Here is a 16177-nt window from a genome sequence, read left to right on the forward strand (position 1 = left end):
TATTTCTACTGTGTTGTTACATGCTTATGTAGAATAACTACACCACACATGTGCCGCCTTGTATAAATCCGCTACAAACGGCTGCAGAAACAAACAACAAAGGTCAACAGACCCTAACAATAACTAGGATAAGAACAATGAAATTAACAGGTTTGCTTTTAGCTATTTTTTTATTGAGCCCTTGGGCTTACGCTGAACAAGCAAACCCTGTTATTCAAGACTTTGGTTACTTTTATCAGGTACCAGAGCATGCCACCATCGCTGCGGATACCCGCTTTAAAATCGCCTTCGATGTGGCCCCTGCGGCCAAAGCCGGTGAGCAGAACAACTACATTAACTCCCTGGCCCGCTTTATCAACATGCATGTGGCGCACGGAGTTAAGCCAGAAAACATTGAATTAGCCCTGGTTGTTCACGGCGGCGCCTCGGTCGATGTATTGAGCAATAAATACTACCAAGAGCGTTTTGGGGTGGATAACAAAAATCAGGCCTTGATCAAACAATTACTGAATAACAATACCCAGGTCTTTGTGTGCGGTCAGTCGGCAACCCATTATAAAATCAGTGCCGAACAGTTGATCCCCGGCGTGCAAATGGCGCTTTCCGCCATGACCGCCCATGCGCAACTGCAGCAGCAAGGCTACACAGTAAATCCATTTTAAGGCTGCCCCCTTTGGCGGCCATCAAACAACAAGATTATTTTAACTTTCGCGGGGCATCTGCCTTCGCACAACAACAAGTGAAAGGATAGGTAAAATAACTATGCGCAAGCTAACACTTATCGCCGCAGCCATCAGCGCCACACTGCTGGCCGGTTGTCAAAATACTCAAAACACCAATACTGCGGCCGCAGCGCCGGCACAGGTACAAGAGGTTGCTCAAAGCGAAGTAGAAAAAGCCAATGCTTTTTTTGAAGAGGTCTTTAACCGCAACATCATGCGTAGCCCTACATTCCAAACTTATATGGGTATTAAAAAAGACTATGATAAGTGGGATGACCAAAGCGAAGAGCGCGCCCTAGAAGACCTGGCTTTGGCCAAGGCAGATCTGGAAATGCTCAAAACCATCGACCGCAGCAAGCTTGATGCCACGACACAGGTCAGCTACGACCTAATGCAACAGAATCTGGAAGAAAGCATTAATGATTTCCAATGGCGCTACCACACCTACCCGGTGAACCAGATGTATGGTACTCACTCCATGGTGGCGGCGTTTTTAATTAACCAGCACAGCATCGCCAATGTAGAAGAAGCAAAGGCGTATATCGCCCGTTTAAATGGCGTGCCTAAATTGTTTGCCCAGCTTGAAAAAAACCTGGAAACCCGTGCCAGCAAGGGGATCATTGCGCCTAAGTTTGTGTTCCCTCACGTGATTGAAGCAAGCCAAAACATCATTACCGGCGCGCCGTTTGGTGGCGAGCAGGACTCAACTCTGCTGGCCGACTTTAAACGCAAAATCGACAAGCTAGAGATCGACACAGAGCAAAAACAAGCACTTATCGATGAGGCCATCGAAGCCCTTAAGGTCTCGGTGAAACCGGCCTACGCCAGCCTTATCGGCTACCTGCAACAGCTTGAAAAGCGTGCCGATGAGCGCGACGGTGCCTGGAAATTCCCAGACGGTAAAACTTTCTACAACACCATGCTTGAGCGCACCACCACCACAGACCTAACGGCGGATGAAATTCATGCCATCGGCCTTGCCGAGGTGCAGCGTATCCATGATGAAATGCGTGCGATCAAGGAAAAGGTGGGTTTCGAGGGCGATCTCAAAGCCTTTATGGAATTTATGAAAACCGACAAGCAGTTCTACTACCCGGATACCCAAGAAGGTCGCGATGCTTACTTGGCCGAAGCGGTACGCGTAATCGATGATATGAAGAGTCGTTTGGACGAGCTGTTTATCGTGAAGCCTAAGGCAGATTTGACCGTGAAGGCAGTAGAAGCTTTCCGTGAAAAGTCTGCGGGCAAAGCCTTCTATCAGCAGCCTGCGCCGGATGGATCACGCCCGGGCGTTTACTACGCCAACCTGTACGATATGGAAGCCATGCCGACCTATCAGTTGGAAGCCCTGGCGTATCACGAAGGGATCCCAGGTCACCATATGCAAATCGCCATTGCCCAAGAGCTTGAAGGCGTACCTAGTTTCCGTAAGTTTGGCCGCTTCACCGCCTACACCGAGGGCTGGGGACTGTACTCTGAGCTACTGCCAAAAGAAATGGGCCTATACCAAGACCCTTACTCGGACTTCGGTCGCCTGGCCATGGAATTATGGCGCGCCTGTCGCTTGGTTGTTGATACCGGCATCCACGCCAAACGTTGGACGCGTCAGCAAGGCATCGACTTCTACGTAAACAACACACCGAATGCCACCTCGGATGCGGTGAAAATGGTTGAGCGTCATATCGTAATGCCATCACAAGCCACAGCCTACAAGGTCGGCATGCTCAAGATCGTTGAGCTGCGTGAGCAAGCGAAAAAGGCTCTGGGTGACAAGTTCGATATTCGTCAATTCCACGACGTGGTATTGAAAAACGGCCCGGTACCGTTAAACCTGCTTGAAGAAATGGTGGCCGAATGGGTTGCTAAGAAGCAAGCCGCCTAATCTTACCATTGAGATTGGAATGAACAACGCCGGTTACTGACCGGCGTTTTTTATTTTCGGCCCCGCCACATCACCAGCCCGGAAACCACAAAGAATACCGGTAATAGGCTCAGCAACAACCAGAGCACCTGCACTAGGGGCCCGGCAAAATCACCGATATGAAACTTGTATTTAAAATTCCATACCTGAGTCGGCAGATTGGCGGCGGCGCCATCGAAACTATTAATCACTTGCGCGCTGTAAGGATTCACCCAGACCCAGGAATAGGCATGGCTTTCACCAGGCTGTTTGAGACGCAGCGCCAAAGGCTTTTCCGGGCTTTTGGGGAAATAAATGCGAAACAAGGCAGCTTCCGGAAACACGGCCAGGCCCTTTTTAAATGCCTCTTGGAAGTGCGTTTGCGCCATGGGGGTAATGTCATCAACCCGAGGGCGAGATTCAACCTGCCCCGGCAGCACGGCGTTGACCACGGCCTGTGTCGGCGCCTGCCAATTAAAGGCAATGCCGGAGAAGGCAATAAGAACCAAGGGCAAGCAGGTATACACGCCGAGCACATGATGCACCTGGCGGTTAATGACCCGGGCCTTGGCGCGTCGATTTATCTTTAGCCGTTTTAGTCGCTGCTTGGGTTTAACCCAGAGGTAAAAGCCGACCAAGAGCACCAGCATAAAGCCCAGCGCCATGGTCGACACCCAATTACGCAGCGGCATCTTGCCCTTATCATCGCGCCATAATAACCAGCGGTGCAAACCCATGGTAAAGCCGTACAAGGTGTCGTAATAATCGTAGCGATACAGTACCTCACCCGTGCCTGGCTCCAGGCTCGCATAACTGCCATCGGCCAGCCGTGCCTGCCAGGCCCAGCGGCTATCTTCCTCTATGCTGATAAACTCTATCTTCTGCCCGCTCTGCTCCTGTACTTTTTGATACAGGGTATCCAGATCCAAGGGCGCCTCAGAGGTGGCGCGCTGCCACAGCTCGGGATTCACCGCCAGTTGGATATCCTTGGCATAGATCAAAAGCGCCCCGGTGAGTGACAAGAGCACTAAAAAAGCGCTGCTCACCAGCGCCAGGGTCAAATGAATTTTTCGTGCTACGCGTTTCAAACTGCAATTCCATTAGCTAACAACCTAGTTATTCTAAATGATAACTAGTATCATTTAAATATTTTGTTTTTCTTCGGTGTTGCAGTGGGGGGAAAGCCAAGAGCATGCTCTCCCCATGGCAAGTTTTAGGGCTTGTGTTTAACCTAAGCGAACCTTAGTGTATATCCAGGCGCGACAGAGCATTACATGCAAGTACTAGTCAGAACCTTGTGCTTGCTGGCGGATTTCCTTGCAGTGCGCTTTATACGTTTGATAATTAGCGGATTCTGAGCCGCTATAACGCACGCTCATTTCACAGTGGGAAAGCGCTTTGTCTAATTGCCCATCGGCCTTATAAATCTGTGCCAAACCATCGTGTACCCTGTCGGATGAAGGATTTAAATTAACAAGGTAGTTTAATATCTCGATGCCTTTACTCAAATCACCATTCGACCACATATGATACATACCGGCATTAGATAATCTCCCCAAAGTCGGGTTGATTTTGATGCCAACTTCCTCCGATAACTCTTGGTAATGCTGATTGATTGCCGTCAGTCCTTGCTTAACTATTGCCGTGGGTAAAGGGTACTTTCGATACAAGGAACGCAATGCGTAAAAGGTTCCGATAACCACGGTAGACGCGTGATATTCCTCCTCCATGTGTTTAGAGACAAACCTAAATTTTTCAGGGGCGTTGTGCTCAATAAATGTCACTAAATCCATGTAGCCATCGCGCATTGCTATGGAGTTATCATAGGGGTCATCCAGGCCCTCGTTACCCATATTCATATACAAAAAGTTATGGTATTGCGTTTTAGATGTTAGCAGTGCTTTCACAGATTTAACCGTTGTTTGCTTGTCCCAATACAAGGAAGGGCTGAAAGCAAAATAGGCGTTAAAAAGATCCGGCTTGGCTTGCATAGCATGAAGCGTAAACAATCCGCCAAAGGAATGCCCAGCTAAAATTTGAAAACCGTTGGTTTGATAACCCTTATCAATACGAGGGATCAGTTCCTGTTCAATAAACTGTAAGAACTTATCGGCGCCGCCGGTACCGGGATGGCTTTCGATACCCGTTGGGGTGAGATCCCGTATTCTTTGTTTATGTTCAACACCGACGAGAATAAATTCGGGTGTTAAGCCCCCCCCTGACAGTGCGTCTGACACATTAAAAAAGTGCTGCACATAAGCGTCGCCATCGAGAAGGTAAATTACCGGGTAGGTGTGTTTTGAGCCTTCTTTGTATGTCGTTGGCAGTTTGACGAAAAAGTTTCGATCAACGCCATAGATGCTCGATTTAATGCTGTGCTTGGTAATGCCCGTGTCGGCAGACCAAGCCTTACCAGCACACAAGACAAATAAAAAAGTTGAGATAACGAAAAGACTTGTACGGCGCATAATTTAATTCCCTCTGTTATTAATTTAGTCCGTTTGCTTTGTACAGTATCCGAGCGACCAGTAAAAAGAAATCTATTTTGTTCAAGACGTTAAGTTATTGCCGGAGCACCGGCTTCGGTTTTACCTTGTTGATTTGTCGCGGTGGCGACTTTGAGGAAATAGAGATAATGGCGCTCACAATTCATCAATGAAGCTGGGTTCCTGTTCGTGACGAAGTTACGGTATCCCCGTTCCTCACAGAGCTCGTCACCTTCAAGCGGCGAGAGTGAAACTATTCACTCTCTTTTTTCCGCTTTCAGCCATGCCTCCACCTTCGAGCATTGCGAAGCGGTGCTTCGGTCACTCGTCGCCCAGACCCCATTAGTCCACCAAATAATACTCGACTGTACTCACCACCCTTACCTTCTTCAGGTGCGGCGAGCTTGAATCTCGATCGCTGATACTAAACTGCCCTTGGCGCGCCGATTTAATTTTGCCGAGCGTCGAGTCCGAGTCGCGGGCAAATTTAAGCGCCACTTCGCGGGCGTTGCGGGTAGCCTGCTCTATCATCTGCGGCTTTATATCGTTTAGGCCGGTAAACAGGTATTCGATACGATTGGTATAGCGATCACCGCCAATTGCGATACCCTGCTTAGCCAGTTCGCTGATCTGACTACTGGCATGACGCCACCTGATTAGGGCTTTGGCTATACACAGACATATTGGCACTTACCAGATAGCGCAGGCCGACTTGCTCCGGGCCATATTGCTGCGCCTTTTTATCGATTACGGTCACCTGGCCGAAGGAGATTTCCTCATCACTAAAGCCATGCAGCTTTAAAAACGCCACCACCGCGTCTTGTTTTTGCTCCACCGCGGCGGTGACCTGCTCAAGCTGATCACCGGCCTCGGTAAAAACAATGGGCCAAATGGCAGTGTCCGCCTGCACCTGCTGCTCTGCTAATCCCTTCACCACCACGGTGCGGTCCATGGCCTTAAACGCGACGATGGCATTACCGAGTAAAATGCCAATAGAGGCAAGCCCCAAGGCCAGGAGAAAAGCGGGTAAAATATTGATGTGCGTTATACTTTTGTGCATTGAAGCTTCCTTTTTGCAGCAAGTATGAGACTATATTTTGGTATCCAATGTACCAAAAAGAGTAAGCTATGAGCGTAAAACGCATTAGTCAGTTCTTCAACCCTAAATCCATAGCTGTTGTCGGCGCCTCGAACAATCCCATGCGCCCTGGCTACATTGTGATGCGCAACCTGCTTCAGGGCGGCTTTAACGGCCCCATTATGCCGGTCACCCCAAAATATGACGCGGTACACGGGGTGCTGGCCTACGCCGATATCGCAGCGCTACCGCAAACACCGGACATTGCCATTATCTGTACCAACAAGGCCACCCTGTTGCCGCTGATCAGCGATCTTGCCAAACAAGGCTGTCGCAACGTTATCGTGGTCGCGGCCGGCCTCAGCGAAGAGCAAAAAATCGAGTTACAACAGCATTGTAAAACCCTGCAAGTGAATTTAATGGGGCCCAATTGTTTGGGTCTGATGATCCCCCATCTCGGCGTTAATGCCAGTTTCTCCCATACCGTAACCCGGCCCGGTAAGGTTGCCTTTATTTCTCAGTCGGCGGCGGTGTGCTCAACCATTTTGGACTGGGCGCAGCATAAGGACATCGGCTTTTCTTATTTTATCTCCGTGGGCGACTGTCTGGATATCGACTTTGGTGAGCTGTTAGATTTTCTTGGCCGCGACGCCCGAACCAAAGCGGTGCTCTTATACATAGATAACCTAAAAGATATTCGTGGCTTTATTTCCGCAGCCCGAGCCGCCGCCTTCAGTAAACCTGTGATCGTCATTAAAACAGGACGTACCGACGCCGGTGCCCAGGCCGCCTTGGCACACACCGGCGGCGCCAGCGGCTGCGATGCGGTGTACGATGCGCTTATTCAGCGTGCTGGTATGCTTAGGGTAAATGATTTACGCGAGTTGTTTGCCGCCACACAAACGCTGGCGCTGCACCCAAAATTGCTCAAAGTGGAACCCCTGTGCATTCTTACCAATGGCGGTGGTCCGGCGGTGATGGCCGTCGACAGCCTGGTACAAAGCTCGGGCAAACTCTGTGAGCTTAGCGAGGCCACGTTGCAGGCGTTAAACGAGGTGATCCCCCAGGCCGACAGCACCCATAATCCGGTGGATATTTTCGGTGACTCAGACCCAATGCGTTATCAACGGGCGCTGAAAATACTGCTTGAGGCCAAGGAAGTGGAAAATCTGCTGATCATTCACACCCCGTCGGCCTTGGCGCCGAGTGCCGACTATGCCCGCATCATAGTGGACACTCTGGCGCAAATCGACGCCCGCAAGCGTCCCTTTGTGATGACCAACTTTATGGGTGAAGACGCCGCCTATGAGGCCAGGCGCATTTGCGCCCAGGGCGGCATCCCCACCTATCGCACCCCGGAGGGCGCGGTCGGTGCCTATATGCATTTAATTAATTACCGCCGTAACCAAAAACACCTGACGCAAACCCCTGAGTCCATCGTCGATGAACTGGATATCCAGGTCGAAGCGGCGCAGGCGGCAATCAGCGCCCATCTGGATCGCAACGAGCACTACCTGAGCACTCATCAGGCGGCGCCGCTGTTGGCCTATTACGGCATAGATACGGTGACCACATATATCGCCACCACCCCGAGTGAAGCGGCGGAAGTCGCCGCCGAATGCGGCTTCCCCGTAGTGCTCAAGCTGATCAGCCCGGATATCGCCAGTAAATCCGAGGTTGGCGGCGTGGTGCTTAACCTCAGCGACGAACAAGAGGTCGAGCAAGCGGCGTTTGCCATTTTGCTGCGTATAAACCAGGTGTACCCCGAAGCCCGCATCGATGGCTTTGCCATTCAGCCCATGGCACCCCGTGCCGGGGCCCACGAACTGCGCATCGCCATAAAAACCGATCCGCAGTTTGGCCCGGTGATTTTACTCGGTGAGGCCGGCAGTGCCCTGGATTATTCTCAGGCTGCGGTGGCCTTGCCGCCGCTGAATATGAATCTGGCCAAGTATCTAATTGCCAATGCTCAGGATAAGGGGGTGCTCAAAGAGCGCACCTTACCGGAGAAGGTCGACAAGTATCGCTTATGTGCCCTGCTCACCCGGGTTTCGCAGTTAATAGTCGATCAACCCGACATCCACAGCCTGGAGCTCAATCCCCTGCTGGCCACCCAGGGACAGTTTTTAGTGCTCGATGCCAGCATAGGGATCAGCCGCTACCAACGTCTGGCCCATCGTAAGCGCCTGGCCATTCGCCCCTACCCTAAAGAACTGGAGCGCTGGGTGACGCTAAAAGATGGCTCTAGCGCCTTATTGCGCCCCATCCGCCCGGAAGATGAGCAGGCTCACCGTCGCTTCGACGAGTCGCTGAGTAAGGAAGACAGATACCGGCGCTTTTTCGGCGAAATGCCGCACTTTAGCCATGAGCAATTGGCAAAGATGACGCAGATAGACTATGACAGAGAAATGGCCTTTATTGTCACCCGTAAACAGGGCGCGGAAGATGTCACCCTGGGGGTCTCCCGGGTGTTGATGGACCCGGATAACCTGGTCGGAGAATTTGCCATCGTGGTCAGCTCTCAATCACAGGGGCTGGGGCTTGGACGCATTCTTCTTGGTGCCGCCATCGATTATTGTCAGCAACAGGGCGTCGGCAGCATTGAGGGTATGACGCTGTGGGAGAACTCAGGCATGATAGAACTGGCGCGTAAGTTAGGGTTTACTATCGCCCGTGACTTTGAAGAAGGAACCATTCATATGCGTCGTGTACTCAATGAAAGAACACAAGATGACTGAAAAAATAAGAACGACACTGGCCGATGTGTTTGAAGCACGCGGTAAATCGAAGCGCTACGGTTATGCCTTCGATGCCTTTTTGATGACCTTAATTTTTGCCAATGTGCTCGCCATAGTGATGGAGTCGGTGCCCAGCATGGCGCATAAACATACACAGTTTTTTACCTACTTTGAGCTGGTGTCTGTGCTTATCTTCACCGTTGAATATCTGGCTCGGGTATGGACCAGCGTCGATTTAAACCGTTTTGCCGACAGCCCATTAAGCCCAACCAAACGTCGTCTGCGCTATTTGGTTTCACCCATGGCCATCATCGACTTAATCGCCATCTTGCCGTCGTTACTGATGTTTATAGCGCCCTTCGACCTGCGCTTCTTGCGGGTGCTGCGGTTGCTGCGTATTTTCAAACTCACCCGCTACTCGCGCGCCATGCAACTGATGCTCACCACCATACAGGAAGAAGCGAGCTCCTTACTGGCTGCGTTTTTTATTATGACGGTGATCCTAATTATCGCCGCCAGTGGTATTTATCTGCTCGAACATGATGTGCAGCCAGATAAGTTTGGCTCTATTCCCGCCGCCATGTGGTGGGCCATTATCACGTTAACCACGGTGGGTTATGGCGATACCGTGCCGGTTACCCTGGTAGGGAAAATCTTCGGTGGCATTATTACCATATTAAGCATGGGCATGGTTGCCATACCCACAGGTATTTTAGCCTCAAGCTTTTCGGAACAATTGCGCAAGCGACGCAGAACCTACAGCGAGATGGCGCACCAGTTGATGGAAGACGGCATTATCTGCCATCCTGAGCGGATCAAGCTCAATGAATTGCGTCTTGAGCTTGGATTAAGTGTACAAGAGGCCGCGCACATAGAGGAGCAGGTGCGCGAGCAGCATCCCTTGCTTAAGCGCTTTTGTCCCCAGTGCGGTCATCATCTGGAATAATACAGGTCTTACCGAGTAAATCGACCACCCCATCACCATGGCAGGGCTGCTGCAGAGCATCGCTTTGCATCAGGGTGCAGCCGAGGCTTAACAGCTGGCGTTGCTGTTTGTCATCGGCCACGCCAAGGGCAAGTACCTCGATATTCATAGCGCTGAAAATGGACATGTAACGGCTTACCTTGTTATAGGCCTTATAGTCCACACACAACAGGGCGCAGAGATCGGCACCAAACTTCACCTGTTGAAATAACTCGTCAACTAATTCAGGCACGCTAAAATCGTCCAACGCCTTAATATGCAAAGACAGGTGCACCCCTTCAACCACCAGCTCCTGCAGCACTTGTCTGGCTTCGCCATCGAGGCGCTGCCAATCATGCACCGATATCTCTAGCACCAAACAAGCAATTGGGAAGTCGTAGCTGTGCAGCAGATGGATAATATCGCCCATGCTGCCCGGCTGGCTAAATTCGCGACCATTGATCGCCAATGACAACCGCAAATGCGGCTGTTGCCTATGCCATAGACGACATTCGAGCACGGCTCGCTCCAGGGTTTGCAATAAGAGTTTTGACCACAGTCGGGTTTGGCGGATATGGGGGAAATAGTCGTGCGGCGCTAACAGCTGGTCATCATATTGCCAGTAGGGCAAGACCTCAAAACCGTGCAAGTGTCCGCTTTGCATCCCGTAGATTCCCTGATAGTGGTTGATAAACTGGCATTGCTCGGCGGCGACCATCAAGGCTTGTTCGGTAGCCAAACTGCGTTGCACCTGGGCATTGATCTCCGGCTGGAAGAAATGGAACTGGTTGCGACCACTGCGCTTGGCCTGGTACAGCGCCAATTCGGCGCCCTTAAGCAGGGCCTCTCCCTGGTGACCATCCTCGGGAAACAGTGCCACGCCAACACTGGCGTTGGCGGCACCCAGCATGCCCTGACAGGGTCGCATCAGCACTTCCTGCACCTTGCGGCACACTGCCAACACTTGTTCCAGCTCATCAATGTCTTCGAGTAGCAGGGCAAATTGCTCCGGCTCGATACGCCCCAAACTGTCTTGCGAGCGCACCGCCCGTTGCAGACGATAAACCAGGCTCAGCAGTTGCTGTTCGCCGGCGATATCCTCTGTCCCCCCGACAACCGGCAAGGGCACATGGATCAACAACAACGCACAGCCGCGGTTGTCCCGCTGCGCTTGTTCAAGGGCATGTTCGACTCGGTCCATAAACAAAGGACGATTAGGAAAGCCGGTCAGGCTATCGTAGTGCGCCTGCTGTTGCTGGGTCACCAGGGTATTTTTCGCTTCGCTGATGTCGGTCAACATAACTATATAACAGGTACTGTGCTGCTCACTGTCGGCAACGGCGCTCATTTTTAACAGCACGGGAACCTGCTCGCCGGTTTTAAGTACCACCTGCTCTTCGCACTGGTAATGCTCACCAACGCGCAATCCCTTAAGAATACGCAGATAGTTGATGCGCACATTTTTCGATAGACCCAGGTTGAGGCGTCTCGAGGACGGACTGCTGGTACTGTAATCGAAGTTATCCCGCAATGCCTGGTTGGTCGCGACGATGCGCAGCTTGGAGTCGAAAATAATCAGCCAGTCGCTGGCCTGCTCAAAGGCGGCACCAAACATGCGAGCGTTTTCTTCCAGCACCAGCTCCCGGGTCATATTGGTGTAGGTGCCCGCAACCTGGACCGGATGGGCACCATCCCATTGCATCACCTTGCCAAAGTCTTTGTACCAACGCCACTGTCCACTGTTATGACGCAGGCGATAAACACAGTTAAAGTAGCCCTTGTCGGTGGATAAGAACTCCAGCCATTCAATGCGGAATTTTTGCCGCTCATCCGGGTGGATCAACGCCAGATATTGGTCAAGCTGACAATGCTCATAGTCATAGCCCAGTTCCTCACGCAGCCGCGGCTGGTAAATCTTACTCTCATGCTGGTGCCAATCCCACACCCCCGAGTGACTGCCTTCGAGTGCCAGCTTAAGGCGCGCCGCCGATTCCTTACTTTGCTTATGGGCGGCCATCAGCATTTTTTGAATGCGATTACGGCGATAGATCCACATGGCTATCAAGCTCAGGGTAACCACCCCGTACAAAGTGATAAATCCGGGTGAACTCCACGGTGGGTAAGCAACACTAATGCTCAGTTTCGCCGGCTTGGTAGACTCGCCGGTAAACGGGTCACGTGCCCACACCTGTAACAGGTGATCACCGGGGTTAAGCTTAGGGAACACCACGCGATTATTGTCCCGGGTGAAGCTTTTTTGGCTGCCATCGAGCTGGTACTCGTAAATAACCCGGTCCTGATAATTAAAAGCCATGGCACTGAAGGTGATCTCTAACCCGATATCGTCATGAGCCAGATGAACCTGGGTTAAGGGCCCCATGGTCGGTAAGGCTAGCTCACGATACATCAACTCGGCCGAGGTAAAGTTTACCCCTTGCAGCAGGGCACGCTGTGGCATATTTAGCTCTGGGTAGAAGAGTGTTGCGCCCTTGACCGAGCCAAAAACCAGGCGACCATCGTTACGACGACTCACCGAGCCAAGGTTAAATTCGTTGGTGGCCAGGCCTTCCTCGGTGGTGTATTGAAAAAAGTGCTCATTTTGCGGGTTAAAACGCCACAACCCCTTGTGGCTACTCATCCACACCATGCCCGTTTCATCGAGCATGAGATCATACATCAGGTTACCCAGGCCGCGGCGCTGCAGATCAATGCGCTTAATAAAACTAAAGTTGCTGGCGTTTAAGGCCACCAGCCCATAATTAGAAAACGACAGCCAGAGGATATTGTTATTGTCCACCACATAACCGTTGAGATTGATGGCCAAGCTACCTTGGGATCGCGGTACCTGATAAAGCAGTTGCAGGGTTTGCGTTTGAGCATTAAAACGTAACAACTGGCCACCGGAGAAAAACAATGGCTGCAGCGGCTGATCCGCTAACGGCGCGCTGAACCCCAGGGCCAAAAAGGGGTCATGGTTATCCAAGTCGCCACCTAAGGGCTGCACCCGTAGCTCAGCCAAGTCAAAGTAGAAAAAGCCCTGATTTTGATTAACCGCATACAAACGACCGTCTTCGGTCAGGTGCAGGCCATGCAAGTAGCCCTCAAGATAGGCCTGAGAATCTGGCTCTTTGGCCTGCAATTTCGTGACTTGCTGCGTGTCTTTGTTAAAGCTGAACAAGCCGCGGGTGGTGTTCATCAGCAACTGCTGACGATAAGGGATCAGGGTATAAATGCTAAAGACATTGTCGAGTTCGTCGCTGAGATAACTTTTAAATTTCACCTCGCTTTGCATTGTCGCCAGATCCACTATGGTCAAACCATTATGGGTCCCCAAATACAGGGTGTCGCCACTTTGTGCCGAGCTCCAGATATTATGATGGGATAGGCCGTCGCCGCCAAGGGTGTCGGCAGTGATATTTTGAAAATCAAAACGCTTATTAGGCAGGAAAAAGGCGCCATCGCTTTTGGTGCCCAGCCACATATCGCCCTGCTCCGTTTCCACCAATTTGATAATACTGGGATCCGACAAACTGTAGGGACTCTCGGCGAGCCGTTGTTGCTTACGCAGACGGTTTACTTGCCAGTCATATTCAAATAAGCCCTTATCCGTGGCCAATAGCAGTGTTTGCTGGTCCAAGGGTTTGATCTGCCAAATATTCAGATCCGGCAGTAACACCTTGCTTTGAAATGGCCGCTGTGGCTCGTTAAACAAGGCATCGAGCTCGGCGATATCTGTGATATACAGGCCCTTCACCGTTCCTATCAACAACTTGCTGTTGTCGAGCAAGGCGAAGGACTTTACATTCTCGGTGTGTATGCCACTGCTGCCCGACGGAAATGCTGCAAAGGCCTCATCCGAAGGCTATTGAGGTCATAAACAAAGGCACCGTTGGTGGTGCCGATGAAAATATAATGCTGATATTGAAAAAACACCCGAACCAAGGCGCGGTTTTCATCATCACTTACCTTAAATAAGCTGGTGATAGCACCGCTTTTCGGGTTAAGGACGGCAACATCGCCGCCTCGGCCAAGCAGCATATTATTCTCGTCCAGGGAGTGCATGGAAAATACGGCGGTGGCAAAATCTGGGTCCAGTTCTTTTGGCGGCGCCACCACCCGTTCAAGCACCCCCTTGCCGCTATCATAGCGATACAGGCCGCTAAGAATTGAGGAGGTCCAAATTTGCCCTTGTTTATCCATATGCAGGGCATCGATCATGGCATCATCAAGTTCGCCCTTGCTGTCGCTGATAATTTTTACCTGATAGCCATCGTATTTATTTAAGCCACTCTCGGTGGCCAGCCACAGATACCCTTGGTGGTCGATGACCATATTGCCGACATAGCTTTGAGACAGCCCCTCACTGGGTGACAAACGCTGCACCTTGGCTCCCGCGGTAGCGACCAGGAACAAGCTCAATAACAACAGCCAGCAATTACGCATCGGCGGATTCCTTATAGCAATAAGGCAACACATCCCGCCCCTGACGTCGATAGCTGTGCAAACGCGACGCCAGATGCTCGGGCAGGGTCGCCACGGCGGCAAAGCCTAATTGTTCATACAAGGGACTGAGGTGCTGATAAATAAAACTATAGATGGGCCCGTTTAACTCGGTACATACCTGGCGAATTAAGGTGCCGGCCAACCCCTGACGGCGATGACTGGCGGCGACAAACACGCCGCACAGGAATTGCTGCTCTTCGAGGCGACTGACTCTGGCCGCCGCCACGATTTCATTGTCGCAACGCACCACCCAAAGCTGGTCTTGCTTGTTGGCGCGACCCCGGGCACCGACCCGATCATAAAACTTGTTCACCAAGGGCGTAGCCAGGGCGGGTAAGCGTTGCGCCAAAGGGGGGCTCATCGCGAGGCACTCATCATCGCCAAGAAATGTTCAAACTGCTGCTTAAGATAGCTTTGCTCCGAGACAGGACGCATGTTGATGGCTTCATAGACCTTATCCCGGGCATTTTTACCACGAATAATTTGATACGCCCAAAATGACGCCTCGTAATCCAATTGAATTCTGTACTTCTCTTCTCGTGGAAGTCGACAAAGATTGACACTCATCGCTGCAACACTATTTAATAACTGATACGACCTATACTATAACAGATAGTACCCAGGGTGTATGGAACCCAGCCTAAGCTAAAGCTGGTATTTCTACCCTAGTTTACCTAAAATAGAAAAATACATCACATAAATTTAACAATGTGATTAATGAAAATAATGATAACCACTGCCCCCTTATTCCGCTAATTTTTTCTTCAAGGTCGCAGTGTTACGCCAGCAGGTATTTATGCATCACATCTTTGCCTTAGTGCTGCCGCGATTGCTGCTAATGGCTCTCTGTTGCACCCTAGGTAACGCCTACGGGGCAAGCAACAGCACTAAGATGACCTTTAACAGGCCTATGGACACGGCCCAGGCGCGCTTTGTCATCGACCTGATGTCACATGCTTATGCCCAACTCGGCTATGAGCTGGAGATCATTGATTTTGATCACCCGCTGGCCTTAGCGGCGGCAGACAAGGGGGAGTTAGACGGTCAGTTGGGGCGGATTGCCAATATCGAATCGCGCTACGAGAATCTGTTGCGGGTGGATTTCCCCTTGTTTAAGTTTGAGCTCTTTATGCTTACCCGCTGTCACTATTGCAACCTGCAGGAGCTTTCACGGGTCGCTATTCGCAATGGTTATCCGGTCACCGAGCAATACCTGCATAGCAATAACTTCACTGGACAAATCATTAAACTGGAAAGTGTCGCGGCGCAGTTGAATCTCTTGGCTCAAAATCAGGTGGATGCGGTGGTGCTCCTCGATTTCCACCTGCAGCGACGCTTCCAATATCGCGCCGAGCAACCCTTTGCCCGCCATCATCTGCAAGATTATTACAGCTATCATTATGTGCATAAGCGCCATAAGGATAAAATTCCCAAGCTCTTGGCCGTCTTGCAGGGCTTAGAGGCAAGTGGTGTGGTGGCGCAATTGCGCAAAAAACACGGCTTATAAGTCTAATTCGCCCTGCTCCATGGGCGGTGGCTGCTGTCCTTGCTCCTGCTGGCGCGCTAAGAAACGTTTATAACGCTGCTGGCACAGCATATTGACATGGCGCTTTTGCGCATCGGTTAACTGATTCCAATGAAAGCGCTCTTCTCGCGACCGATAACAACCACGACAATAGCCGCGACTATTGACCTGGCAGATCCCCTTGCAGGGGCTATCGATGGAGAATATTTCAAGCTGTTGCATAGGCACATCATTGCATTAACCCTATCTCTAACGTTAATG

Annotated in this window: 12 protein-coding genes and 1 pseudogene; 5 read left to right on the forward strand and 8 right to left on the reverse strand. The window is 51.2% G+C overall.

All coding sequences use genetic code 11. From position 1 onward, the window contains the following. The first annotated feature begins 137 nt into the window (after positions 1-137). Together C2M29_RS02625 and C2M29_RS02630 are read left to right on the forward strand one after the other, a co-directional pair. The gene (locus C2M29_RS02625; protein ID WP_199774847.1) at positions 138-662 is read left to right on the forward strand and encodes a DsrE family protein; all 525 of its coding nucleotides are present in this window, start codon (positions 138-140) and stop codon (positions 660-662) included. 100 nt (positions 663-762) lie between these two features. Further along, the gene (locus C2M29_RS02630; protein ID WP_105188255.1) at positions 763-2604 is read left to right on the forward strand and encodes a DUF885 domain-containing protein; all 1842 of its coding nucleotides are present in this window, start codon (positions 763-765) and stop codon (positions 2602-2604) included. Between the two features lie 50 nt (positions 2605-2654). Here the strand turns inward: C2M29_RS02630 and C2M29_RS02635 are convergent, their stop codons facing one another. From C2M29_RS02635 to C2M29_RS02645, 3 genes and pseudogenes are all read right to left on the reverse strand, one after another. Continuing rightward, on the reverse strand, positions 2655-3710 hold the full coding sequence (locus C2M29_RS02635) for a PepSY-associated TM helix domain-containing protein (RefSeq protein WP_105188256.1): 1056 nt from the start codon (positions 3708-3710) through the stop codon (positions 2655-2657). Positions 3711-3905: 195 nt separating this feature from the next. Beyond that, positions 3906-5090: an alpha/beta hydrolase-fold protein gene (locus tag C2M29_RS02640; protein WP_105188257.1), complete on the reverse strand. Its 1185-nt coding sequence runs from the start codon at positions 5088-5090 to the stop codon at positions 3906-3908. Positions 5091-5450: 360 nt separating this feature from the next. Continuing rightward, positions 5451-6168, reverse strand: a pseudogene (locus C2M29_RS02645) (SIMPL domain-containing protein). Positions 6169-6236: 68 nt separating this feature from the next. Between C2M29_RS02645 and C2M29_RS02650 the strand changes: the two are divergent. Together C2M29_RS02650 and C2M29_RS02655 are read left to right on the forward strand one after the other, a co-directional pair. After that, entirely contained in the window at positions 6237-8924 is a 2688-nt protein-coding gene (locus tag C2M29_RS02650) for a bifunctional acetate--CoA ligase family protein/GNAT family N-acetyltransferase (RefSeq protein WP_105188258.1), read from the forward strand. Further along, positions 8917-9870: an ion transporter gene (locus tag C2M29_RS02655; protein WP_105188259.1), complete on the forward strand. Its 954-nt coding sequence runs from the start codon at positions 8917-8919 to the stop codon at positions 9868-9870. The genes C2M29_RS02650 and C2M29_RS02655 overlap by 8 nt, the downstream gene beginning before the upstream one ends. Here the strand turns inward: C2M29_RS02655 and C2M29_RS02660 are convergent. Genes C2M29_RS02660 through C2M29_RS02675 form a run of 4 tightly spaced genes read right to left on the reverse strand, consistent with a single transcriptional unit; the run spans position 9830 to position 14958 of the window. Continuing rightward, positions 9830-13675, reverse strand: a complete 3846-nt coding sequence (locus C2M29_RS02660) for an EAL domain-containing protein (protein ID WP_158684631.1) — start codon at positions 13673-13675, stop codon at positions 9830-9832. The two genes, C2M29_RS02655 and C2M29_RS02660, sit on opposite strands and share 41 nt — an antisense overlap. 11 nt (positions 13676-13686) lie before the next feature. Continuing rightward, positions 13687-14331 (reverse strand): ligand-binding sensor domain-containing protein, encoded by a 645-nt coding sequence (locus tag C2M29_RS02665; RefSeq protein ID WP_105188261.1) that lies wholly within the window; start codon positions 14329-14331, stop codon positions 13687-13689. Further along, positions 14324-14752, reverse strand: a complete 429-nt coding sequence (locus C2M29_RS02670) for a GNAT family N-acetyltransferase (RefSeq protein ID WP_105188262.1) — start codon at positions 14750-14752, stop codon at positions 14324-14326. Before C2M29_RS02670 ends, C2M29_RS02665 begins: the two co-directional genes overlap by 8 nt. Further along, a complete protein-coding gene (locus C2M29_RS02675; RefSeq protein WP_105188263.1) occupies positions 14749-14958 on the reverse strand; it encodes a DUF3283 family protein in 210 nt (69 codons plus the stop codon). The genes C2M29_RS02670 and C2M29_RS02675 overlap by 4 nt, the downstream gene beginning before the upstream one ends. 229 nt (positions 14959-15187) lie before the next feature. On the opposite strand from C2M29_RS02675, the gene C2M29_RS02680 reads away from it, so the two are divergent. After that, positions 15188-15898: a substrate-binding periplasmic protein gene (locus C2M29_RS02680; RefSeq protein WP_105188264.1), complete on the forward strand. Its 711-nt coding sequence runs from the start codon at positions 15188-15190 to the stop codon at positions 15896-15898. On the opposite strand, the gene C2M29_RS02685 is transcribed toward C2M29_RS02680, so the two are convergent. Beyond that, on the reverse strand, positions 15893-16138 hold the full coding sequence (locus C2M29_RS02685; RefSeq protein WP_105188265.1) for a DUF1289 domain-containing protein: 246 nt from the start codon (positions 16136-16138) through the stop codon (positions 15893-15895). The genes C2M29_RS02680 and C2M29_RS02685 overlap by 6 nt on opposite strands. Positions 16139-16177: the final 39 nt, after the last annotated feature.

It is taken from the genome of Pseudoalteromonas sp. T1lg48 (assembly GCF_002964785.1).
Lineage (GTDB): Bacteria > Pseudomonadota > Gammaproteobacteria > Enterobacterales > Alteromonadaceae > Pseudoalteromonas.